This is a genomic window from Lysinibacillus macroides, assembly GCF_001281525.1.
GTDB classification, from domain to species: Bacteria; Bacillota; Bacilli; order Bacillales_A; family Planococcaceae; genus Lysinibacillus; species Lysinibacillus macroides.
In genome coordinates this window covers 135,081-158,716 of record NZ_LGCI01000005.1, presented here as the reverse complement: position 1 = coordinate 158,716, position 23,636 = coordinate 135,081, and the positions used below count along the sequence as shown (strand labels likewise).

25 protein-coding genes and 1 pseudogene are annotated in these 23,636 nt (G+C 37.9%); 8 read left to right on the top strand and 18 right to left on the bottom strand.

Annotated features, from left to right (window positions below; all coding sequences use genetic code 11):
- Positions 1 to 164: 164 nt before the first annotated feature.
- The 3 genes and pseudogenes from ADM90_RS03655 to ADM90_RS03645 form a co-directional block, all read right to left on the bottom strand.
- Positions 165 to 1,742: a peptide chain release factor 3 gene (locus tag ADM90_RS03655; RefSeq protein ID WP_053993704.1), complete on the bottom strand. Its 1,578-nt coding sequence runs from the start codon at positions 1,740 to 1,742 to the stop codon at positions 165 to 167.
- A 135-nt stretch (positions 1,743 to 1,877) separates the two neighbouring features.
- Positions 1,878 to 3,344 carry a UDP-N-acetylmuramoyl-L-alanyl-D-glutamate--2,6-diaminopimelate ligase gene (locus ADM90_RS03650; protein WP_053993703.1) on the bottom strand — a complete coding sequence of 489 codons (1,467 nt, stop codon included), beginning with the start codon at positions 3,342 to 3,344 and terminating at the stop codon, positions 1,878 to 1,880.
- A gap of 286 nt (positions 3,345 to 3,630) precedes the next feature.
- Positions 3,631 to 5,020 (bottom strand): annotated as a pseudogene (locus ADM90_RS03645) (aldehyde dehydrogenase).
- A gap of 206 nt (positions 5,021 to 5,226) precedes the next feature.
- Between ADM90_RS03645 and ADM90_RS24655 the strand changes: the two are divergent.
- Positions 5,227 to 5,382 (top strand): hypothetical protein, encoded by a 156-nt coding sequence (locus ADM90_RS24655; RefSeq protein WP_162838595.1) that lies wholly within the window; start codon positions 5,227 to 5,229, stop codon positions 5,380 to 5,382.
- 126 nt (positions 5,383 to 5,508) lie between these two features.
- On the opposite strand, the gene ADM90_RS03640 is transcribed toward ADM90_RS24655, so the two are convergent.
- A complete protein-coding gene (locus ADM90_RS03640) occupies positions 5,509 to 7,590 on the bottom strand; it encodes a catalase (protein ID WP_053994879.1) in 2,082 nt (693 codons plus the stop codon).
- Between the two features lie 447 nt (positions 7,591 to 8,037).
- Between ADM90_RS03640 and yhfH the strand changes: the two genes are divergently transcribed.
- Positions 8,038 to 8,163 carry a protein YhfH gene (gene yhfH, locus ADM90_RS23615; protein WP_083448448.1) on the top strand — a complete coding sequence of 42 codons (126 nt, stop codon included), beginning with the start codon at positions 8,038 to 8,040 and terminating at the stop codon, positions 8,161 to 8,163.
- 219 nt (positions 8,164 to 8,382) lie between these two features.
- Here yhfH and ADM90_RS03635 read toward each other — a convergent pair whose 3' ends face one another.
- The 4 genes from ADM90_RS03635 to ADM90_RS03620 all read right to left on the bottom strand — a co-directional run bounded on the left by ADM90_RS03635 (position 8,383) and on the right by ADM90_RS03620 (position 12,097).
- Complete coding sequence (locus tag ADM90_RS03635) at positions 8,383 to 8,958, bottom strand: RloB family protein (protein WP_053993702.1); 576 nt, start codon at positions 8,956 to 8,958, stop codon at positions 8,383 to 8,385.
- Complete coding sequence (locus tag ADM90_RS03630; RefSeq protein ID WP_053993701.1) at positions 8,955 to 10,232, bottom strand: AAA family ATPase; 1,278 nt, start codon at positions 10,230 to 10,232, stop codon at positions 8,955 to 8,957. The genes ADM90_RS03635 and ADM90_RS03630 overlap by 4 nt, the downstream gene beginning before the upstream one ends.
- 181 nt (positions 10,233 to 10,413) lie before the next feature.
- Positions 10,414 to 11,355 carry an NAD-dependent epimerase/dehydratase family protein gene (locus ADM90_RS03625; protein ID WP_053993700.1) on the bottom strand — a complete coding sequence of 314 codons (942 nt, stop codon included), beginning with the start codon at positions 11,353 to 11,355 and terminating at the stop codon, positions 10,414 to 10,416.
- Positions 11,356 to 11,569: 214 nt separating this feature from the next.
- Positions 11,570 to 12,097 (bottom strand): YceI family protein, encoded by a 528-nt coding sequence (locus ADM90_RS03620; RefSeq protein ID WP_053993699.1) that lies wholly within the window; start codon positions 12,095 to 12,097, stop codon positions 11,570 to 11,572.
- Between the two features lie 504 nt (positions 12,098 to 12,601).
- Between ADM90_RS03620 and ADM90_RS03615 the strand changes: the two genes are divergently transcribed.
- Positions 12,602 to 13,999, top strand: a complete 1,398-nt coding sequence (locus tag ADM90_RS03615; protein ID WP_053993516.1) for an IS4 family transposase — start codon at positions 12,602 to 12,604, stop codon at positions 13,997 to 13,999.
- 57 nt (positions 14,000 to 14,056) lie between these two features.
- On the opposite strand, the gene ADM90_RS03610 is transcribed toward ADM90_RS03615, so the two are convergent.
- Complete coding sequence (locus ADM90_RS03610) at positions 14,057 to 14,692, bottom strand: ABC transporter substrate-binding protein (RefSeq protein ID WP_268766617.1); 636 nt, start codon at positions 14,690 to 14,692, stop codon at positions 14,057 to 14,059.
- A 295-nt stretch (positions 14,693 to 14,987) separates the two neighbouring features.
- On the bottom strand, positions 14,988 to 15,560 hold the full coding sequence (locus tag ADM90_RS03605; protein WP_053993698.1) for a manganese efflux pump: 573 nt from the start codon (positions 15,558 to 15,560) through the stop codon (positions 14,988 to 14,990).
- Positions 15,561 to 15,756: 196 nt separating this feature from the next.
- On the opposite strand from ADM90_RS03605, the gene ADM90_RS03600 reads away from it, so the two are divergent.
- Positions 15,757 to 16,638, top strand: a complete 882-nt coding sequence (locus ADM90_RS03600; protein ID WP_053993697.1) for a glycine betaine ABC transporter substrate-binding protein — start codon at positions 15,757 to 15,759, stop codon at positions 16,636 to 16,638.
- Positions 16,639 to 16,684: 46 nt separating this feature from the next.
- Here the strand turns inward: ADM90_RS03600 and ADM90_RS03595 are convergent, their stop codons facing one another.
- Positions 16,685 to 17,302 carry a thermonuclease family protein gene (locus ADM90_RS03595; RefSeq protein WP_053993696.1) on the bottom strand — a complete coding sequence of 206 codons (618 nt, stop codon included), beginning with the start codon at positions 17,300 to 17,302 and terminating at the stop codon, positions 16,685 to 16,687.
- A gap of 277 nt (positions 17,303 to 17,579) precedes the next feature.
- A complete protein-coding gene (locus ADM90_RS03590) occupies positions 17,580 to 18,161 on the bottom strand; it encodes a phosphatidylglycerophosphatase A family protein (RefSeq protein ID WP_053993695.1) in 582 nt (193 codons plus the stop codon).
- A 111-nt stretch (positions 18,162 to 18,272) separates the two neighbouring features.
- Here ADM90_RS03590 and ADM90_RS03585 point away from each other — a divergent pair, with 111 nt between their 5' ends.
- The 3 genes from ADM90_RS03585 to ADM90_RS03575 all read left to right on the top strand — a co-directional run bounded on the left by ADM90_RS03585 (position 18,273) and on the right by ADM90_RS03575 (position 20,024).
- Positions 18,273 to 18,992, top strand: coding sequence for an alpha/beta hydrolase (locus ADM90_RS03585; RefSeq protein ID WP_053993694.1), 720 nt, complete (start codon positions 18,273 to 18,275; stop codon positions 18,990 to 18,992).
- 83 nt (positions 18,993 to 19,075) lie between these two features.
- Complete coding sequence (locus ADM90_RS03580) at positions 19,076 to 19,591, top strand: YjcG family protein (protein WP_053993693.1); 516 nt, start codon at positions 19,076 to 19,078, stop codon at positions 19,589 to 19,591.
- 4 nt (positions 19,592 to 19,595) lie between these two features.
- Entirely contained in the window at positions 19,596 to 20,024 is a 429-nt protein-coding gene (locus ADM90_RS03575; protein WP_053993692.1) for a GNAT family N-acetyltransferase, read from the top strand.
- A 110-nt stretch (positions 20,025 to 20,134) separates the two neighbouring features.
- Here ADM90_RS03575 and ADM90_RS03570 read toward each other — a convergent pair whose 3' ends face one another.
- From ADM90_RS03570 to ADM90_RS03550, 6 genes are all read right to left on the bottom strand, one after another.
- Positions 20,135 to 20,383, bottom strand: a complete 249-nt coding sequence (locus ADM90_RS03570) for a stage VI sporulation protein F (RefSeq protein WP_053993691.1) — start codon at positions 20,381 to 20,383, stop codon at positions 20,135 to 20,137.
- Positions 20,384 to 20,498: 115 nt separating this feature from the next.
- Positions 20,499 to 20,660, bottom strand: a complete 162-nt coding sequence (locus tag ADM90_RS23610; protein ID WP_083448446.1) for a YjcZ family sporulation protein — start codon at positions 20,658 to 20,660, stop codon at positions 20,499 to 20,501.
- A gap of 65 nt (positions 20,661 to 20,725) precedes the next feature.
- A complete protein-coding gene (spoVAE, locus tag ADM90_RS03565; RefSeq protein ID WP_412176974.1) occupies positions 20,726 to 21,085 on the bottom strand; it encodes a stage V sporulation protein AE in 360 nt (119 codons plus the stop codon).
- A 16-nt stretch (positions 21,086 to 21,101) separates the two neighbouring features.
- On the bottom strand, positions 21,102 to 22,097 hold the full coding sequence (locus tag ADM90_RS03560) for a stage V sporulation protein AD (protein WP_053993689.1): 996 nt from the start codon (positions 22,095 to 22,097) through the stop codon (positions 21,102 to 21,104).
- Positions 22,091 to 22,546 (bottom strand): stage V sporulation protein AC, encoded by a 456-nt coding sequence (gene spoVAC / locus ADM90_RS03555; RefSeq protein ID WP_053993688.1) that lies wholly within the window; start codon positions 22,544 to 22,546, stop codon positions 22,091 to 22,093. The genes ADM90_RS03560 and spoVAC overlap by 7 nt, the downstream gene beginning before the upstream one ends.
- Complete coding sequence (locus ADM90_RS03550) at positions 22,547 to 22,951, bottom strand: YhcN/YlaJ family sporulation lipoprotein (protein ID WP_235473297.1); 405 nt, start codon at positions 22,949 to 22,951, stop codon at positions 22,547 to 22,549.
- A gap of 134 nt (positions 22,952 to 23,085) precedes the next feature.
- Here ADM90_RS03550 and ADM90_RS03545 point away from each other — a divergent pair, with 134 nt between their 5' ends.
- Complete coding sequence (locus ADM90_RS03545; protein ID WP_053993687.1) at positions 23,086 to 23,610, top strand: CotY/CotZ family spore coat protein; 525 nt, start codon at positions 23,086 to 23,088, stop codon at positions 23,608 to 23,610.
- The last annotated feature ends 26 nt before the right edge of the window (positions 23,611 to 23,636 follow it).

Here is a 23,636-nt window from a genome sequence, read left to right as displayed (position 1 = left end):
TCCTTTTCTATCTCTTCCTTTCTATGATAGCCGAAAAGGAGATAATTTTATCAACAGGTAATAAAACCCCCTTATGGTTCTATTATTGTTTATATTCTACAGGCAGCTCTAATTTTCCTTGTAAAAAAACACGAATCGCAAAATTGTCGATTCGTGTTTTTTGATTATAGAAGGCTATAAAGTTTAATGTTTTCGTTTTTATCTGCAAACCAACGCATAGCGAACTCATTTTCAAATAGGAAAACAAGATTGTCAAAACGGTCCCTCACTAGCATTGATCGACCAGAGGACATAGATTCTTTAACATCCTCTTCATTTTCAATCCAGCGTGCAATTTTTGAACCAATTGGCTCCATTTTTACTTCTACATTGTATTCATTTTTCATACGGTGTTCAAATACTTCAAATTGTAATTGCCCAACTGCGCCAAGTATAACTTCCTCTGTATGCAGCGTTTTATAGTATTGAATGGCGCCCTCTTGTACTAATTGCAAAATCCCTTTATGGAATTGCTTGGACTTCATCACATTTTTCGCTGTAACTCGTACAAATAGTTCTGGAGTAAACTGCGGTAATTTTTCAAATTGGAATGTTTTCTTACCACCTACAACGGTGTCTCCAATTTGATATGTCCCTGTATCATATAAGCCGATAATATCGCCAGCAACGGCTTCATCCACTGTTTCACGGTCATCTGCAAGGAACTGTGTAGACTGTGTTACTTTAAAGGATTTGCCTGTACGAGAAAGCGTCATATTCATGCCACGTTCAAATTTACCCGAAACAATACGCACAAAGGCAATACGATCACGATGGGCAGGGTTCATATTCGCTTGAATTTTGAAAATAAAGCCTGAAAACTCCTCATGTTCAACAGGATCAATAAATTGCTCATCTTCAGTAATTCGAGGCTGAGGCGTTGGTGCAAACTGTAAATAGGTTTCGAGGAATGTTTGCACACCAAAGTTGGTTAATGCTGACCCAAAGAATACAGGTGTTAATTCGCCACGACGGATTTTTTCCTCTGAATAAGCATTGCCTGCTTCATTCAAGAGTAAAATATCATCCATTGCCTGCGAGTAATAAGACGTAACCTTCATTGGATGCTCGATGGCAAGCTCTCCATTGTCATCAATTGGTAAGAATCGTTGCCCTTCATCTGTACGGAATTGCTCAATACGTTGATTGTAACGATCATAAATACCAAGAAATTCTTTGCCCATTCCAATTGGCCAATTCATCGGGTATGCTTGAATGCCGAGCACTTCCTCAAGTTCTTCAATAAGCTCAAGTGGCTCTTTCCCCTGACGATCTAATTTATTAATAAACGTAAAAATTGGAATACCACGCATTTTACAAACTTTAAATAACTTTAATGTTTGTGCCTCAATCCCTTTCGCAGCATCCACCACCATCACAGCACTATCGACAGCCATTAATGTACGATAAGTATCCTCTGAGAAATCTTGGTGACCAGGTGTATCTAAAATATTAACACGTGACCCATTATAATCAAATTGCATAACGGATGACGTAACAGAAATCCCACGTTGCTTTTCGATTTCCATCCAGTCAGATGTTGCAAACTTACCTGTTTTTTTTCCTTTTACCGTCCCTGCGTCACGAATAGCGCCTCCAAATAGTAAAAGCTTTTCTGTAATCGTCGTTTTCCCAGCATCAGGGTGACTGATAATGGCAAAAGTACGACGCGATACTATCTCTTTTTCTAAATTAGCATTCATCTCGTTATTCTCCTTTTTTCATACTTCCTAATAATAAAAGAAGTTCTGCCTTTCGTACAACCTTTTTACATGAAATCACCAAAAAGAAAACCCTTTAGTGATGACTAAAAGGCTCTCTTAAAATCCTATTTTCAATCAAACAAATTTTAAATGACCTGCTTCTAGGGCAATTTCTGCATCACTATGTGGATATTTTGTGTTTTCGATAATTTGATAATCCTCATGCCCTTTACCCGCAAAAATAATGATATCATCTGGCTCTGCCACCCCAATCGCATGTCGCACTGCCTCTGCACGATCTCCAATGCAAGCATAATTACTATGCTGCATACCTTTGGCAAGATCGCTTGTAATACTATCATAATCCTCATAGCGAGGGTCATCTGTCGTTAAAATGACATAATCTGCTGCTGATGCCTTTTCGGCCATAGCAGGTCGCTTTGATTTATCACGATTGCCGCCTGTTCCTACTAGGAAAATCAGCTTGCCCTTTTTATAAGGCTGTGCGGCTTCAATAGCTTTCTCGATAGCATCTGGTGTATGTGCATAATCAATAAAAATTTGTACAGGCAAATCCGAGCATACTTTTTCCATACGGCCTTTGACTGGTGGTAATTGCTCAACTTGTTCAATAATTGCCTCCATAGAATAACCACGACCATAAAACGCCACCATTGCTGCTAAGACATTGTAAATATTAAACTCACCAAGTAAATGCATTTTTACACGATAAATTCCTTCTGGCATCTCTACATCAAAAATTGTCATATAATCGTGATATTCACAGTTAATGGCACGGAAATCCGCATTGTCATTTTGTAAGCCATATGTCCACACAGGAAATGGCGTTAAGGCAGCATAACGCTCTGACCAGGGATCATCTGCATTTAGTACAACAAATTTATGCTTTTCTAAATCTTGCCCAAGTTGAGAGAATAATAAGCCTTTCGCATGTCCATATTCCTCCATCGTACCATGAAAATCAAGATGGTCGTGCGTTAGGTTTGTAAAAATTGCAATATCATAATCAACACCTGCCAATCGACCAAGTGCTAGTCCATGTGATGAAACCTCCATCGTCATCAAACTGCAACCTTCCATTTTTGCCCGAAAGATCATTTGTTGCGTTGATAACGCATCGCTCGTTGTATTGGCAGATTCATATAAAATTCCATTTAAATTAAAGCCAATTGTACCCGTTAATGCAGATTTTTCGCCCATGCCTTGCATGATATTTTGAATAATGCCTGTGACAGATGTTTTACCATTTGTACCTGTTACGCCGATCATTGTAATATCCTTTGAAGGGTAATCAAAAAACTTTGCAGCTAATAAACCCACTGCACGATCCGTATCTTTCACAATAACCTGTGCAATCGTCTCTTCTAAGGGTAGTTTACGTTCTGTTACAACTATGGTTGCACCACCATCCACAGCCTTTTGCGCATAGTCATGTCCATCAACCGTATAGCCTTTAATACAAACAAACATACTATTTGGCTGTACACTTCTTGAATCTATTACAATATCACTAACCTGGTTTGGCAGCTCACCAATTATTTTTTTCAAAGGTAATGCACTTAACAATTCCTCTGCATACATTTCATAGTCCTCCAATCAATCTCTACACTCATATCGTTATTTTTGCCCATTCGACAAAATACGACAAGAAAAACCCCCACTTCTTTTGAATTTATTTTACTACTTATTTCTTAATAAATAAAATGTCTCTCATGTATTTTTTCAGCGAAAACGTTTTCATTATTATAAAAAATATGTTTTTCTTAAAATTTTTAATGAATAATCGCCATTTTTCGACATATTTATGCAGAACTTTTAGAAAAAAAGGAGGCACCTTATTCTTTAAGTTGAGGTACCTCCAGTTGTATTATTTCATCAATGAACGCACAATCTTCACCTTTTGTTTATAGGGTGGGAAAAGAACATTTGTCTCTAGCTTAGAAGATTTCTTTAAAATGGATTTAGGGTGTGTAAAGTTTTCAAAGCTAGCTTTACCATGATAAGCCTTCACACCTGAAGGACCGACACCGCCAAATGGTAAGTGTAGGTTCCCCACATGCGTAACTGTATCATTAATACATCCGCCACCAAAAGGAAGTTCTTCTAAAAAGTATTGAATTGCCTTTTCATGTTCTGAGAAGAAATAAGCTGCTAAAGGCTTAGGTAATTGACGAATTTGATGAATGGCCAGTGGTAAATCTTGATAGACCATCACAGGTAAAATAGGACCAAAAAGTTCCTCCTGCATAGATGGGCTTGACCATTTTACATATTCAATAATTGTCGGTTCAATATATAAATCATCGCGATCTACTCGTCCACCCAATGTAATGGCATCCCGTTCTTCTACGATAATTTGCTGTAAACGATCAAATTGTCTAAGGTTCACAATGCGACCGTAATCAGGGCTTTTCAATGGATTTTTTCCATAAAATGAACGTATTGTTTCTTTTACGATCTTCATAAAAGGATCATAAACATCCTTGTGCACCATTACATAATCTGGTGCTACACAAGTTTGTCCTGTGTTCGTGAATTTTCCCCACACAATGCGTTTTGCTGCTACTTCTAAGTTAGCGGTTTGATCGACAATAGCAGGGCTTTTTCCACCCAACTCTAAGGCAACAGGGGGTTAAACGCTCTGCCGCTGCCTTTGCAACCACTTTGCCAACTGCTACACTGCCCGTAAAAAAGATATAATCAAAAGATGCATGAATAAGGGCTGTGACCTCCTCTTTTTCTCCTTCCACAACACGGATATAAGAGGGATGGAATGTTTCTTCAATTATTTTTTTCACAATCGCTGCAGTGTGTACAGAGCTTTCCGATGGTTTAACAATTGCTGTATTACCGCCAACAATTGCTCCTATTAATGGCTCCATGACAAGCTGAAATGGATAATTAAACGGTCCAATAATTAATGTCACACCATACGGCTCTCGCACAATAAAGCTCTTTCCCATCTGATATTGAATGGGTGTTTTAACGGCTTCTGGCTTCATCCATTCCTCTACATGCTTAACCATATATGAAATACTATCTAAAACAATGCCAATTTCTGTAGCATAAGCTTCAAATTCACTTTTACGAAGATCTAAATATAGCGCATTGATGATATCCTGCTCGTACTTTAAAATAGCTTTTTTTAATTTTGTTAGCTGTTCCTTGCGAAATTTTGTACTTTTTGTTGCACGTGAAAAATAAAATTGACGCTGTTCTGTAATCATATTCTCTACATCTTGTGTTGTAAAATTCATTGTTAAAGCACCCCTTTTTTAAAATGGCATACATAGTTTTGTCATTTTGAAACAAACTATCTGTGTCTATACGATACAACATTGATAGGCAAAAATCCTCTTTCTTCCTCGGAGGTGACTGTTGAAGTGGTAAATGACATGTTTTAGTTTTTTCTTCTTGGGAAATATACAACTACATATTAAAACCGAAACGGGGGCGTAGATGAATGACAACAACAACTGGAACATGGTGGGAATCTATTTTTTCTGGACCATTAGCACATGGGATTTGCGAGGAAAAATTATTACTTTTGCAAGATGAGGCTTTCTTATATCTCTCTACAACACCTGGGGAACAAGCAGAAGAACCTGAAGTTAATTAAAAAAGCGCATTATAGGATGGGTCATCAGTCCCTACCTATAATGTGCCTTTTATTTTCACAGATATTCGCTGCTGATTCATCATTATTGCTCTTCTTTCTGTGGCTATTCAGCTTTTTAGCATTAATTTAATAAATATTTCGTTGCCAAAATCGTTGCTGAGCAATGGCAGCGACAAATTTTTTCGCAAAATCCCGATTACCTGTCGCTAAAACAATACCAGGTCCAGTATTTGCGTTTGACATATTAAAAAAGGTTGTACCAGTAGCAGCAAATCCAATTGGCTTATAATGACGATATGCTTCATTAATATAATTCACAATATGTGTATTAAATTTAGCTTGATTACTGGTCTTTACCCCCACAATATATAGAGAATCAAATAATACTGCATCTGTCGTGATAAATGTTTCACTTGCTGTTAACTGAACACCGCTATTGCTTGTCACAATGCCTAATCGATCAGAAACAATACTATAACGTACGCCCTGCCTTGTTAAATGCTTTAATACTTCTCCAACCTCATTTGCATCAAAGTCATCTCCAATTAAAACACCGACTTTCAGCGTATAAGGTAATTTTATTGTATTGGCTTGACTCAGTGCTGGCGATGAGGCTGTAACCTTGGACTGCTCTCCGCTAGGACGATGAACGCCCACATTTTCTGCCACCGTTGTAGCCATTACTTTATCTACATGAACAAACATATCTACTACCTGCTGACGAATTGCCTTACTTTTCACTTTTCCAACCTCAAAGCTAAAGGCATCAATAATATGCTGCTTTTCAGGTGGAGACATACTATTCCAAAATAACCGTGCTTGTGAAAAATGGTCATCAAAGGATTTACTACGCGCTCTTGTAATACGGCCCTCAACCTTTGCCTCATAGTGAACATAGCCACCTTCCCTTGCTGTGGAAGTAGCTGGCGTATTATTGGCAAGTGAATTTTTGTGATAGCTTACTTTCCCTACATTAATTGTCTGTCGGCTAAAGCCATTACGCTGATTATTATGAACAGGGCAGATGGGACGATTAATGGGAATCTCTGTGAAATTAGGACCCCCTAATCGAATTAACTGTGTATCTAAATAGGAGAAGAGACGCCCTTGTAATAGCGGATCATTCGTAAAATCAATACCTGGTACAACATTTCCTGGATGGAAGGCAACTTGCTCTGTTTCAGCAAAGACATTATCCACATTGCGATTTAAGGTCATCTTGCCAATCTTCCTTACTGGTACTAATTCCTCTGGCCATAGCTTTGTGGCATCTAAAATATCAAAATCAAACTTAAATTCATCCTCTGGTTCAAGTATTTGGACCCCAAGCTCATACTCTGGATAATCACCGATTTCAATAGATTCCCATAAATCTCGACGTTGAAAATCAGGATCCTTCCCCGCGATAATTTGTGCCTCATCCCAAACAAGCGAATGCACGCCTAGCACAGGCTTCCAATGAAATTTCACAAATCTCGATCTTCCCTTGTCATTGACGAAGCGGAATGTGTTGACACCAAAGCCTTCCATCATACGAAAGCTCCTAGGAATGGTTCGATCAGACATATGCCACATAATCATATGGGCAATCTCCTGATTGTTCGCCACAAAATCCCAAAACGTATCATGGGCAGAGGCTGCTTGCGGCATTTCATTATGTGGCTCCGGCTTTACCGCATGAATTAAATCAGGAAACTTGATCGCATCCTGAATAAAAAAGACAGGAATATTATTACCCACTAAATCATAATTTCCTTCATCGGTATAAAATTTCGTTGCAAATCCACGTACATCACGCGCTGTATCCATTGATCCTAAGCTACCTACAACTGTCGAAAACCTTACAAACACAGGCGTTTTCTTTTTTGGGTCCTGTAAAAAACTAGCCTTGGTATACTCCCTCATCGACTCATACAGTTCAAATTCACCATGTGCTGCAAAACCTCTCGCATGTACCACCCGCTCTGGAATCCGTTCATGATCAAAATGAGTAATTTTTTCTCTAAGATGAAAATCCTCCATAATTGTAGGGCCACGAATACCTGCTTTGAGTGAGTCCTCATCATTGAACACCCTTAGCCCCTGATTTGTTGTCATCTTTGTATCATCATTTTCGACACGAAATGGCTCAAGCTGCTGATCCTTCGCATTGTCCTTTGCATTTTTAGGTTGATCTGACTTTGAGTGATCCACGTAATCCCCTTTCATCTCCATACTTTGTTCGCTCCATATACACTATATGTTTCTCTTCCCTAAACATGCCTCTCTTTCGACAAAGTGTCAAAACAATAAATCGCTACTGGAGAACACTTTTAACGTACTTGCTATTTTATCTCGATTAAAAATTGCCGGAATGATTTCCCTCAGTGATCATGTCTTAGAACATCTTTTGCTCTCAGCTTCCTATATTCTTAAAATTTCTTCGTTGGTATCATCCTATTTTTTAGTTATATTCTTCCTTCTGGTATCCTAAATTGTAATAACGCCAATGGCCGTGTTTCCTTTATTAAATGATTATATTATTACATGTCATAAAATTGACAAAAACAATGCGAAATATTCTGATTATTACATTGACGTTTTCTATCTGTTATAATACAATACAAATATCAAATAATTTATATATAACAGTTACCTACTGAGGAGGAAATAGATATGTTAGAAAACGTTATGGAATTTTTCAGAAATTTACCAGAGAAAACTTGTGTAGAGTGTGGAGAAAAAATGGAAGAGCAAAGTGAATGCTACAGCCATCACTGTGAAAACTGCAACTCTCTATAGTAAGCAAAGCCATCAGCAGAACATTGCTGATGGCTTATTTTAACGAACCTCAATATGTAAATTAGTACATTGAGACTGCCCTTACGCTTCTTCTTAGTAAAGCAATTTTCAATCCTACTCTCTCTGACGAATATTTTTATTCGAATCCATTTAGCATAAAACAATTATGGCATCTATCTATTCGTCATACTCATAGCCCAAAAATGAAATTTATTACTATTAAAATATGTATCGTATCATTTCATGTACGTTACAGTACGGATTATCACGGCTCTCAGCTTGTCTTAGTGCCATCATATTAGCGCAATTTTTCATGGCTACCTCATGGCGTAAGGCAATAGGAGCAATAATAGATTCATCTGCTTTATGGCGGAAATAACGCTTGACCCCAAGATGCTGCTCCATTTTGTCGTTTAATACAGCCCTCGGATATTTTTCTGTGCTATCAACTTCCTCAAAATGCAACAGTAGCCATAATTCAAATGCCTCATTTGTATAAGCAATATAAATATTTTTTTCCTCGCAAAATGTATTCACTTCTTCTAATTGCTTTTCTGTTAAATCATCCTTATCAAAGACAACCCAAACCTCATCAAAATATTGATAACTTGAATCTCGATATGCATGCTGAGCAAGTTTGATGGCAGAGCGTTTCACATTTTTTATTTTGACACTCACCATTTTAGAGCGCTTTAAAATACGCATTTGTTCAAAATAAATGCGCTCTGTCTCACCTTCACAATAAATTAAAATCGTTTTACGCAGTGTTCGGCTCCCTTGTTGACGTACTCTCACTGCTTCGATACCTCCGCTTCCTCTAAATATTGTTCTGATAAATATTCATTAATCACAGGTGTTGCACCAAATTCCCCTTTTAAATAACGTTTTGCATAGGTCACATCGCCGCGCTTCTTCTGCAGATCTACAAAATCAAATAAAGAATATAGCTCCGATTCATTTTTAAAGCTTTTATTCACAAACCAAATTTGATCGGCTCGTAATGGCTGATCCAGCAATTCTATTTCATGGCTTGTCACAACAAATTGGTTACTCGTATTGCGCTTGCTATTCATAATCGCCATTAAAAACTCACAAATTGATACATGAAAGGCTGTATCAAACTCATCTATAAAAATGGTCTTTCCTTTATTGTATGCATCCACCATCACACATGCTAAATGCAGCATACGCACTGTTCCTTTAGAATCCATTGTCCAATTAATTGTCTCTGTTCCTATCGGAGCACCTAGTTCATCAAATGCTAAATAATGCAGATCAATATCGACCTCCTGAATCACCTCAGAGGCATCAAATTCATAGCCAATCGTATTTTTTTCTCTGCGTTCCACACGTCTAGCCGTTACATCTTGAATTGAAAAATCTGCAATTTTAAGAAGCTTCATCACTTCCTTTTTAAAAGGCTCCTCTTCAAGTTTACGAATAAGAGGATGACTTGATAACCGATTTGCTTCATCTAAGAACAGAATCTTATGTAAAAACCAGTCGAATATTTGAATCGCATCTGGGTCATTAAAAACATGTAAAACAGATAAAAAGGCCGTATTGTTCCTTGTATATTTTGTCAATTCCTGTGCTGTCGTCTGTAGCGTTTCATAAATATAAGCTGTACCATCCCATTGTCTAACAAATAATTCCTCTTTCCCTGTACGTGTCGTTTTGCTCAGACGCTCAAAAAGAACTTGTGCAGCATTATACTGTACTTCATAATCGTATAAAGCTCCATCTAAAAAAATAGAAATCATAAACTCCGTTGGCTTGTCCTGCTGTCTTGCTAATTTAAACGGTTGATAGGGTAGACGTAATTGCTTTACATTATTTAAACTTTCAAAATTAAATAAGAGAGAACGTAATACTTTAATGGCCGTAAAAAGATTTGATTTTCCACTACCATTTGGACCAAAAATAAATGCACTTTTCACAAGACATAGTGAATCAAGCTGCATCGTATGTGTATCCTTCCATTTACGCAGTCGACTTCCTGCTACCATTGAAAATGATGTTTCATCTTTATAACTTAAACAATTTTTTACGCTAAAATCTACAAGCATCGATAGACCTCCGTTCAATTCCACAACCATTTCTTTAATGAATTATTATACTATAGACATGGAAAAAGAGGGCATCTTAAAAGCAGATAGCCCTCCAATCGGTCAAAATAATTTAGCTCGTTTTCACATCTTAGCAATCAGAGAAGGGCATACGAAAAGCCTCGCTGATTGAAGATTTACTTTATCCTCTATTTTGTTGAATTTCTATTAGTTTTTCATGTTGTAGTGCATGCAGGGTACGTTCAATTCCCTCCGCAAAGGAAATTTTAGGTTTCCAGCCAATTGCTTTCGCTAGTTTATCATTATTTAAAAATGAATGCTCAATATCGCCTGGTCGCGCTGGCGCATATTGAATTTCAAGTGGGTGATTAAGATGCTGTAGCAATAGGATGACTTGATGAATGGACCATGCCTCATTTGTCGATACATTGTAAATACCTTGCAAACGTGCACTCACACCAGCATAAATAGCATCTGCAATATCATCTACATAAATAAAATCACGTGTTTGTTCACCAGTACCAAAAATCGTAAATACTTTTCCTTCCATATTGCTTTTTAACATGCTTGGAATAACCGCTGCTTCTCCCTGCATGGGCTGCCTCGGACCAAACACATTCGCAAATCTGTAAATTAAAATAGGCAAATGATAATCCTTTTGCCATTTCTCACAATAGGTTTCACCAATGCTTTTATTTAAGCCATACATGGAAATAGGTTCACAAACATCTGATTCGTCTAAAGGTGGATAATGACTATCTCCATAAACAGCTGCTGAGGAAGCAAAGACAAAATGCTTTACCTTATATTTAGATGATAAAAAGAGCATTTGACTCAACCCTACGATATTGGTCAAAATATCTTTTACAGGCTCCCTTATCGATTGCTGAATGCTTGTTTGGGCTGCACAATGGACCACCACATCAAAATCCACTTCTTTAAAAAGATGCTCACAAACCTCATCCTCAATATTTAAAAGATAGGATTTATGTTCAAACTCGACATTCCGTAAATGACCTGTACTTAAATTATCAATAATATAAACTGTTGCACCTTCCTCAAAAAAACGCCTGCCTACTGCACTGCCAATAAAACCATAACCACCTGTCACCAACACATTCATCCTATCGCCCCCAAAAACAATATGATGATTTATATGCAACTATAACGAAAAATATGCCAGAAGCTTTGGCATATTATTACAAAATCATTGATAATATTTCGTATTCCTTTACGCTATAGGAACAGCCTTTTATTTCTGCCTATGATAAAAAGCACACTTGCATATTACTGCAAGCATGCTATCTCATAGTGCTGATATCCAATTTTTCTGTTCCTTAAGCTGGGTTAACTTCTAATTCAACAGCTACTTTAATATCCTTACCAACCAGAACGCCACCTGTTTCTAATGCCGCATTCCAAGTTAAGCCAAACTCTTCACGATTAATGGTTGTTTTTGCTTCAAAGCCATATACCTCTTGGCCCCATGGATTTGTTCCTTTGCCATTAAACTCTGTATCAAATGTTACTGATTTTGTAACGTCTTTAATTGTTAAATCACCTGTTACTGCATATTCATTGTCTGATTTTTTTGTAATGTTTGTTGATTTGAATGTAATTGTTGGATATTGTTCCGTATCAAAGAAATCAGCTGCTTTTAAATGATTATCACGATCTTCACTACGTGTGTTAATGCTTGCTGGATCGATGGTAAAGCTAATATTGGCAGTTGTTAAATCTGTAAGATCTGTCGCTTCAATATCTGCTGAGTATTGATCAAATACTCCTTTTACTTTTGATACCATCATGTGTTTTACTTCGAAGTTAATCGCTGAGTGTCCTAAATCAATGTTCCATTTTGCCATTGTAAATTCCTCCAGTTAGGTTGATTTTATCTCGATTTCGAGATACATTTTAAAATATGAAGTAACTACAATATTTATGTTACCCAAAATTTTATAGGATAAACAATAATAGTTACTTCTTTGCTTCCGTTTTCAGTTATAAAATTTTTATAATTACTTTATGTAACTTACTATATATTAATAATCACATTACGTCAAGTAATTAAAAATAAATTTTTTATAAAATAAAAAGGATGTCCCACGAACGGGTTCATCCTCCTTAACGCTTTACTAATTTACCTTGCACAACAAAGCGATAATCGTCACTAATAACAGAATCCTTACAAGTCGATAATGTAAGAATTTTATTTATCTTGATTCAGTAGAAAACCCCTACCTCTGTAGGCTATGCTTGCCCCACAATGAATACAATAAATGGATGTTGCTGTGAGCTCCTTTCTCCTCAAACCCACACAAAAATAGTAGAATAGAAGAAACAAAATCGTGAAGGGGGAGGAGAGGGAAATGGCATTCTCGACAGAAAAACTAGACACGAACCACTGGACCTATAACGAATTCAAAGATATGGGCATTGCTTGTGGAAGGACGATTAAACGGGTGATTCGATCCATGCAGACACTTTCTAAACAGATGGGCGCATCCATTGCGAGTGCCAGTGCAGATAAAGCCGAAGCGAAAGCAATCTACCGTCTACTGGCAAATCCAAAAGTCACGCCCTCTGTCCTCTTACAAACACATCGAAAAGCAACGATGGCACACATCAAAAAACGAGAAGAATCTGTTATTTTAGTCGTGCAAGATACAACCACACTTAATTATACAGCTCACAAAAAGACAGAAGGATTGGGTGATTTTGGCGCAAGTCCCCATCATCAAGGACTTCTCCTTCATTCGGCTATTGCGGTGACGACAGATGGTATTCCCCTCGGTTTACTTGATCAATTTGTTTGGACACGTCCTGTAGAAGAACGAGGGAAACGGACAGCCAAACGACAGAGACCGATTGAAGCGAAGGAAAGTTACAAATGGTTAAAAAGTATGGATAATAGTTGCAAGAACCAACCAAAAGGAGTTCGTTACGTTCATGTTGGTGACCGTGAAGCCGATATCTATGAATTTTTTCAACATGCCCTCGAAAAAGAACAGGACTTCCTTGTGCGTGTTGTGCAAAATCGAAGAACAACAGAAGCCTGCAAATTAGTTGATGCAGTGAAGCAAACCCCTCCAGCAGGAAAAATTTGCGTAGAAATCCCACGAGATACACGCAGAAATTTGCCCAAACGACAGGCAACTTTAGCGATTCGGTTCAAGCATGTACACATGACGGCGCCAATGAATGGCTTGAAAACACCGAAGCAAAAGGCAACCATCGCCGTGTCCATTCTGCATGTACGAGAAGAAACTCCCTTGTCCAAATCAAAACCAATCGAATGGTATTTAATCACGAACCGAGCGGTGACTACACTGGAGGAAGCGATAGAAAAAGTGAGCTGGTATATACATCGCTGGAAGATTGAGCGATTTCATTACATTTTGAAAAGCGGCTGTAAGATAGAGGAGAAGCAGAATCGTACAGCCGAACGACTAGAAAAACAGCTACACGTGTACAGTATCATCGCTGTCCGAATCCTCGGCATGACTTACTTAGCAAGACAGCAACCAACAGCCTCCTGTGCGCCATTTCTAACCGAAGAGGAATGGCAGGTGCTCTATCGTATTTCGAATAAAACATCCACTCTCCCTTCTGTCCCACCAAGCATCAAAGAAGCCGTTGATTCCTTAGCCAAGATGGGCGGCTTCCTCGGACGGAAAGCAGATGGGGACCCGGGTGTCAAAGTCCTGTGGCGAGGATTCAACCGATTCTATACCGTACTTGAGTATTACCAACATCTCCTTCCATAATTAGGATATCTTGTGGGGCAAGCATAGCCTCTGTAGGGAGGGGATGAATGTCTATTTTTACCTCTGTTCAGTGAGTGTCCAAACGCTTGCTGAACCAAGATAAAAGCCCCGGTGGATGTACCTGACGCTAGCGCTTTCGGTACAGAAAACATTGCCATGGATTTTGAAGAGGATTTCCATTAGCTGCCCTAAAGCCTGGGGAACCTGTAAAGAGGCAGTTGTCCCAAATAATTCTTCCTCTAAATCATAGACTTTACCATTTTTCATGGCATCAAAATGTTTCCAAATATCATTTGTTTTAAATTCCTCATCAAACATTTTCACAACCTCATCAGGCAGGCCATGCGCTAAACGTAAAATAATATCAGGCTTACTATTATGAAGATATTCCGTATTCGAAGATAAATACTCAGCATCCTGTCCTTCCATTACATTTATTCCTCCTGCACGCTTCACTAGATCACCTGCATAGAAGTTTTCAGTTGCAACTAAATAGCTTCCTGGAATACCAAGTAAAATTAATACGCGAGGGCCTTCCTTGCTTGCAGCTACTGTTTGTACGGCTTCAATATTTTTTTGTAGGTCTTGCACTAATTCTTCAGCTTGAGCTGCACGATCATAGCGTTCACCAAGCGCTGTAATTTCCGTTAGCATCCCATCAACACTTTGAAAGTTTAAAAACTTCACAGGAATAGTCAGTTGCTTAAATTTATCCTATTGCTGCTCAAGTGCCAGCGTTAATTGATAGTGCTCATTTTCCACCGCAAGCGTTGCTATTTTTTAAATAGAGGTTTTTGAAAACCTTCAGCAGGAGAAAAACCCGCATAGCTTTCTACAAAAAAGCAAGGGTATCCAGCTAACCCTAGTCGTAGAAAATAAAGCGGATTTTCATGCGTTATTCACGATAAGCATTTGTTTTCATTCAAGGCTAAATAACATTTTCTTATTGGTATTAGCGGAAATTTGTCAATATAACAACAACATTCTACTATTTAATAAAAACCTCAAAAATACCAATGATAATCAGCAACCAACCTGAAATGACCGTTGAATATTTGCCAAGTAATGTTTTTGTTAGTAAAGAGCCAAAATGACTGCCTAAGCCAACGGTAATAAATGAAAAGACACCAATCGAAATAACTGTCCATAGCGCGGAAATACCATTTGCACCAATAGCAATTCCCGCTGCTAAACAGTTTGCTGATAGTACAAAGCCAAGTGCCATTGCCTCTCGAATTGAAATGACTAAATTTTTATCTCCATCAAATAACTCAGGATGGCCTGCGATCCGTTGATTGGAAAATCGATGAGACATTAAAGTCCATACACCAATCACACATAATAATAAGCTCCCTAATACATTAGCTGTATGTGGTGAAATATACGCCACAACCGTGCTACCTGCTGTTACGGCAACATATGTAATAATCATAGAAATAAGAGCAATTACCGCATTTGATAAAACAGGAATTTTTACTTGCTTCATGCCATAGGCTAGGCTAATTCCTAAATTATCTAAGTTTGCCGCTATGCCAATTATAATAATTGTAACCCAATGCATACTAGGTCCCCTCTCATTAAGTCCCTATTTTTCCTATCATATGTCATACCCTGAAAGTTTTATGGGCAGCTCCATAGTGGGCGTATGTACAAAATTATCATTTGACAAAAGTAACAACTTATTTATAAAATTAAGTTGTTACTTGTCGTTTTAAGACATAACAATAATGTTTTGAACGTTCTTAAGGGGGATTTTCATGAGATTTTGTCGATTATGGGGAATGGGTTTAGCTTTTATCTGTTTACTCGCTTTAACTGCTTGCGGCTCAACGGCCACAAAAACAGGCACGGAAAATAGTAACAAAAAAGAAATTAACTTAGCGTATGTTGAATGGGATACTGAGGTTGCCTCTACCCATGTAATAGGACAAGTTTTAAAAGATCTAGGCTATAATGTTACACTCACACCATTAGATAATGGCATTATGTGGGAGGCATTGGCAAATGGAGAGGTCGATGGCATGGTATCTGCTTGGTTACCACAAACACATGCCCCACAAGTAGAAAAATATAATGGAAAAATTGATAACTTAGGGGAAAATTTAACGGGTGCAAAAATCGGCTTAGTTGTACCAAGTTATATGAACGTTGATGCTATTGAAGACTTAACAAGCGAAGCCAATAAAACCATTACAGGCATTGAACCAGGGGCTAATATGATGGCTACAACCGAAAATGCTTATAAAGAATATCAAAATTTAGAAGACTGGGAGGTTTTAACCTCTTCTGCGGGTGCAATGACAGCAGCGCTTAGTCAAGCAATTGCAAATCATGAAGAAATCGTTATTACAGGCTGGTCACCGCATTGGATTTTTAATGCCTATGATTTAAAATATTTAGATGATCCAAAAGGGTTATATGGTGTCGAGGAATATATCGGTACATTTGCTCGTAATGGTTTAAAAGAGGATGATCCTGAAGCATATAATATCCTTAATAGTTTCCATTGGACTGCTGAAGATATAGAAAGTGTCATGTTTGATATTATGGAAGGAATGAGTGCCACAGATGCTGCAAAGAAATGGATTGATGACAATCCAGACAAAGTAGCCGAGTGGACAAAAGGTAGTAAAGCGTAATATCAAAAAATCCATTTACATCATCACCTGTAAATGGATTTTTTAGTTAGTTCATAACTTCTGGATGGAAGCCATCTTTCTGGAAGTAATTTTCATGTGACCAAATATTTAATTTAGCGTCCTGTGCCTCTTGCTGAATCTCACGGAATGCTTCCTCAAATGTATTATTTGGCTTATGAATAAAGCGTACAGCAGCCAGCCCTTCCTGTAATAAGGATTCCTGTAATAATACATCGTCTACAAAAACATAGGCAAGCAAACGATCATAATTATCTGTTTCTGGTCCTACATCATAGACTGCTTCAATTTTTTTAGCATTTGCCAATAAATCCATTGTATAGTCCTTTGCTTGTTCAGCATATGGTTGTGCTTCACCTTTGTTGTAATTCATTTCTGGCGTATCTACCATCAGCAGTCGAATCTTTTGCTTCTTACCATCCACTGTTACCTGAAGGGTATCACCATCATAGGCTTTTATATACGCTACCTCAAAGCGTTTATTCCCTGTTTCTTCTTCTACCTGTTCAATGGCTATGATGCCCTGCTGCTCTGTAGTTGTTTTAGCATCCTCTTCTGTGGAAGTTTTGCCAAATATCATATACAAAGCGACAGCAAGAATAATCGTACCACTTGTTATTAATGTCTTTATATCTTGCATTTTCATATAGTAAGCCCCTTACAACCTGTCATCTTTGCTTATAGCAGCTATTTCTATAAGCTGTTCAACTTTTTATGAAGAAAGACAAAAAGTTTCACGATGTTTCTATTGTAAAATATCAGGCTACTACATTCAAGCTATGTTGTTGAAACGGCTACTCAATAGTTCGTCCAGGTTGACCGTTTCCACACTAGCCTGTTAGCACTATTATTTTGCTATTGTCTTAATTTTTAGTAACAACAGAAGAGCCTTCTCAAATTTTCTGAGAAGGCTCTGTTATTTGTTAAATTTCATTATGTGATTTTGGTTTTGGACCAAGTTCCTCTGGTTCGATATCTGCAAATGTTCCGCCCTCTTCTTCGAGGTCACGCATACGATGGGCAATGCGTGAAGCCGCTGAAGCCGCAATACTAGCAACCAAATCATCTAAAAATGTGTTCACATGATGTCCAGGCTCTGTGTCTAGTTTCTTGATAATTCCTATTTTTTGCTTGTCTAAATGACCAAAAGTAGTTACTGCAATGCTGCCATATGTAAAAACAGAGCCTAGTGCGATTGTTTCGTCTACACCGAATAAACCTTCATCAGACTCAACAATTTGCTGTAATGGTGTGGATAATAATTTTTTCTCTGCTAATTCATCTAATTCTATACCTACTAATAAAGCATGTTGTACTTCTCGTTTACGTAATACACGCTCAACTGAATGAACACAATGCTCCAACGTTAAGCCCTCATTATATGATTTTTGCATTTCATAAACGATTTTGGCAATATCCTCTATCGTTACACCTCTGCGATTTAAAGCGGCTTGCGCTGCCTTCGCGACTTCATCAGAGTGTACACGAACATTTTTATTATGCATCTCTAACCCTCATTTCATTTTTATTGCTAGTTAGTGCTAGCCCAACCTATTATACCTTTACTTTTATAATATGGTACAATTTTGTCACAAACAGAAGAAGGAGTGTCACCATTGGATAAGGGAACAGTACAGGATTTAACATTTTATAGTGCAGCATTACAGGAAGAATTACCACTCTATATTTATGTTCCTGCAAATTATTCTCCACTATATAAATATAACATTTTAATCGCCTCAGATGGGAAAGATTATTTCCAGCTTGGCGGGATTACAAAACTAGCTGATGAACTGATTGATGACTATGAAATCGAAAATTTAATTATCGCCTTTGTTCCTTACAAAGATATTAAAGATCGACGTCATAAATATTTGCCAAGTGGTGAACAGCATGAAGCCTATTTACGTTTTTTAGCACACGAGCTTGTGCCCTATTTAGATAATGAATTTGCTACCTATCAAATGGGAATGAGTCGTGGGGTCATTGGTGACTCAATGGCTGCAACCGCTTCCTTAATGGCTGCCTTAAAATATCCAAGTATCTTTGGCAAAGTTATTTTACAATCACCCTATGTGGATGAAGATGTTTTACAAGCCGTTGAAAATTTTAAAGATCCAGGAGCCATTTCAATTTACCATATCGTTGGAAAAGAGGAAAATCAGGTTGTTACAATGGATAAAACGATCAAAGACTTTTTAACACCAAATCGTCAGCTACATGATCTTATGATAAAAAAAGGGTTTTCTATATTTTATGATGAGTTTGATGGCAATCATACATGGAAATATTGGAAACCAGACCTTCGGCGTGCATTAATTGAAAATTTCAATTAATATAGGAGCATTCAAATTACGAAAGGCGAAATTTCTGTTATACTTAAACAGAAAAATTGTTTATTTTCGGGAGGTAATGGACTATGAAGTACGGTATTGTAGCATTTCCGTCAAAAAAATTGCAAGATTTAGCGAACACTTATCGCAAACGATATGACCCTCATTATGCGAAAATTACTCCGCATATGACGTTAAAGGACAGCTTTGAGGCATCTGAGGATGAAATTCAGACACTCGTCAAGCAATTGGATGAACTTGCTGCTAAATATGCGCCTTTGGCTATTCATGCATCACGCATAAGTTCGTTTTTCCCTACAACAAATGCGATTTTCTTCCGCATTGAGCCAACTGAACAATTAGCAGCGTTCCAACGTGAACTTCAGGAACAAATCCCACATGGGGAAATGAAGCATGTCTTTGTCCCACATATTACAATTGCCCAAAAACTGTCAGACTCTGAGCACGATGACATTTTCGGCCAATTACGTATGACAGGCGTGGATGAAAAAGATACCATTGACCGCATTCATCTTTTATATCAATTAGAAGATGGCTCATGGACAACATACGAAACATTCCGTTTATCTGGAGCTGAGTAATCTATTGTATAAGGTTAAAATTGTTGAAACACAGCAAGAATATGATGAGGCGTTTGCCATTCGGAAAAAGGTCTTTGTTGAAGAACAAGGTGTCCCACTTCATCTCGAATGCGATGCAGAGGATGCGACTGCCACGCATTTTATTATGTATGAGGATAATCAACCAGTTGGGGCAGCACGTTTACGTAGTATTGAGGAAACTGTGGCGAAAATTGAACGTGTCTGTATTTTACAAGATCAGCGTGGTAAAAAATTAGGGGCATTAATGATGCAAGAAATGGAAAAGCACGCCATTTCCATTCATAAGCAACTATTAAAGCTTCATGCACAAAGCTATGCTGTGCCATTCTATGAAAAGCTAGGCTATATCGTAACATCTCCTGAATTTATGGATGCAGGCATTCCACATCGTGCGATGGAGAAAAAAATTTAATCAAAAGGTGTTACGATATTGCATGTTGCAGCTCGTAACACCTTTTTATATAGCTTGCCACCATTTAGCTTATCGTAACAAGCTGCTTTGCCAACTAAATATGCCATATACTACTTCATCATTCTAGTAATTTTATCAAAATCTAGTGATGCGCCATCTTGAATAATTGATTTTACTAGTTTATCCTCTAATTCTTGTGTAATAGATCTATTTGAAACCTTAGCAACACGTCGTACAATTTTTCTTACTTGTTTTTCACTCGTAAAATCTGCATGTTGAATAGCATTGGCTAATGCGAAAATTTCATCCATCGATACACCTGTTTTTTGCTCAATCGAATTAAAAAGCGAGCGATGCATGTTTTCCCTCCTATCGTATAAACTCAAATAAGCTTGCGTCTTGCACGAAATCTTTCACAAATGGTGGAGGCCTTAGCTTTCAAATAAAAGCTAAAGCCGTTATTGTGTCATCCAATTAGATATAAGTAGCGCCAACAATAATTAAAAGGATAAATAGGACAACAATTAAAACAAATGTTGAACCATAACCATAGTTGTTGTCGCCCCCACAATAGCTATTATTCCACCCACCAACATTATTCCCATACTGTTGTGAGCACCAGCCTTGATATCCCATAAAAGCACCCCTCCCTTCTACAACCTATAATATGTTTTGGTCATAGAGATGGGAGGGGTATTCGTCTAGTCAATATTGCCTTTTGGTTTAAAAATTAACGCGCCGATAAAGCCAAAAACAATGGCTGCACTGATACCTGAGCTTGTCACCTCAAACATACCTGTGAGCACACCAACAAGCCCATGTTTTTCTGCCTCAGCCATTGCCCCATGTGTTAAAGAATTACCAAAGGAAGTAATGGGCACTGTAGCACCTGCTCCAGCAAAATCAATAAGTGGCTCATATAAGCCCATGCCGTCCAATATTGCACCTAAAACAACTAATGTACTTAAGGTATGTGCTGGTGTTAAATTCCCTACATCCATTAATAATTGACCTATGACGCAAATAATGCCTCCAATAATAAATGCAAATACAAATGTCATTACCATAGCTCTTGCCTCATTTCATTGTAATTTCTATTGCATGTGCGGTACAGGGAATGGTCTCCCCCTGTTGATAGGACAATGGCGATAATAATGCACCTGTTGCCACAAGTAATACGCGCTTATAGCTGCCTGCTCGCATTTGTTGTAGAACATAGCTAAAAAAAACAGCTGCCGAACAGCCTGCCCCACTTGCTCCAGATTGAAATGCTTCATCCTGTCCATAAAACTCAGCACCTGCATCACGTAAAAATGTTAACTCTTCATTTTTCACACCATTTTCCACAAACATACCTTTTAGCAGCTTTAAGCCTAGCTGTCCTAAATCACCCGTTAAAATTAAATCATAATGATAAATTTTTTGATTGCGCTGTTCTAAATGAGCCTGAATTGTTTGAAAGGCAGCAGGAGCCATCGCTGCTCCCATATGAAACGGATCATCCATGCCATAATCAATGGATTTACCAATTGTTGCAGCTTCTATAGAAGGGTATTCTTCACGATGTTTACCAATTAATGCATACCCAGCAGCAGTTACTGTCCATTGAGCAGTTTGCGGTTTTTGCGCACCATAATTGATTGGGTAACGGAACTGACGCTCAATCGAATTATGTTGACTAGATGCGCCAGCAAGTGAAAAATTAGCTGCACCTAGCTCTGTTAACAGGCATGCAATAATAACAGAAGAGACAGACGTGGCACATGCTGAAAATAAGCCAATAAAGGGAATTGCTAAATCTCTAGCAGCAAAATTGGTTGGTGTCATTTGATTGACTAGGTCACCACCCATTAAATACTCAACATCACCATTTTGTATATTCATTTTTTTCATCGCAAACTCACAGGCCTCTTCAATCATTTTACGATGCCCCTGCTCATTTGTTTTCATTTGCCACCGTTCATCATCATAGACCGCATCAAAATACTGACTAAAAACGCTGCGATTCTCCAAAGGACCTGCTACAACACCGCCAGCTAACAGGGATGGCTTCGATTGAAAAACAATTACCATGAAACCACTCCTATCGTCACAAGAATATATTTAATAAGCGCAACAAAAAATGCTGAAACGACACCAAATAAAACAACTGACCCTGCTAACTTAAATAAATTTCCGCCAACTCCCAGTACCACCCCTTCTGATCGATGTTCGATAGCCGCAGAAATAACAGCATTCCCGAAGCCTGTTACTGGCACTGCTGAGCCTGCCCCAGCAAATTGACCAATTCTTTTATAGAGACCAAGTCCTGTTAAAATCATGGCGAAGAATACCATTGTTGCAACAGTTGGATTACCTGCTGTTGCCTCTGTAAAATTAAAGAAAATCATGTAAAAAAGGGACACCGCTTGACCAATTGCACAAATAAAACCGCCAACAAAGAATGCCTTTGCTACATTTTTTAAATAGGGTGGCTTCGGTGTGACATTTTGTTCTAACTGTTGATATTGCTCTTTTTCCATTTATGTCTCCTCCTTTGCAAGCTTTATGAGTTCTGTAATTTTATCGCTCAATTTATTATCCTCAATCTGATCCTTTTTTATTTTATTGGCCTCATAAAAAATTTTATAATCAGCGGACACAAACACATCTTTATTTGGATATTTTTTATCAAACTTCTTTTGTAGTTTTTTCTCCAGCTTAGCCTTTTTCCACTTATCCCATGGTTTAATTTGTACTGCAACAAGCATACTATCGTCATACTGGATAACCGTTGTACGATCCACAAAGTCTTCTTCTTTTATAAGGGCTTCGACTTCTCCTTCATTTTGTGGTGAACCATAGACAATAAATTTTTCTTTTTCAGCACAGCCATTTAACAGCATCAAAACAGCTAAGAGAGGTAACGTTATTCCTAGTAGCCTCAAGTTTTACCCTCCTTTTCTTTACAGTTTCACCACAATAAAAAAAACTATTCATGCGAAGAATATATACGAAAGCCCGAGTCCATTTTTCAAAAGTACATATTGTAGAAGTAGTAACAAGGAAAGGAGGTGACAATATGGGTTGTGGTAAGCCAACAAATCCTATTGGACCAATCCAATCAGCAGGCTGCGTTTGTGACGTAGTTCGCGCTATTTTAGATATTCAAAATCAAGCGGTGCGAGATGAGTGTTCCCCATGTACAGCTAACTGTTTCTTAGAGCCACTAGGCGGAATTGTAAGTCCCGCTCGCTCTCATGCAGATACACGTGTATTTATGTTAATTACAAAAGATGGTACTCCATTTAAAGCTTTCTTTAATTCTCCAACAGCAGATCCTTGTATTTGTACATCTGTTTTCTTCCGTGTAGAAGATATGTTTGATGAGTGCTGTGCAACTTTACGTGTTTTAGAGCCATTATGTACATTTGACTCTAGTGAAAGTACAGTAGACTTATTAAGCCGTGACGGTTGTTGCGTAAACATGAAAAAAATCTGCAAAGTAGATGACTGGAACTCAACAGATAGCTGTATCACTGTAGATTTATCTTGCTTCTGCGCTGTACAATGTATCGCTGATGTTGACTTAGGGATTTGTGACTAATTTTTTCACCTTTGACACACACACAT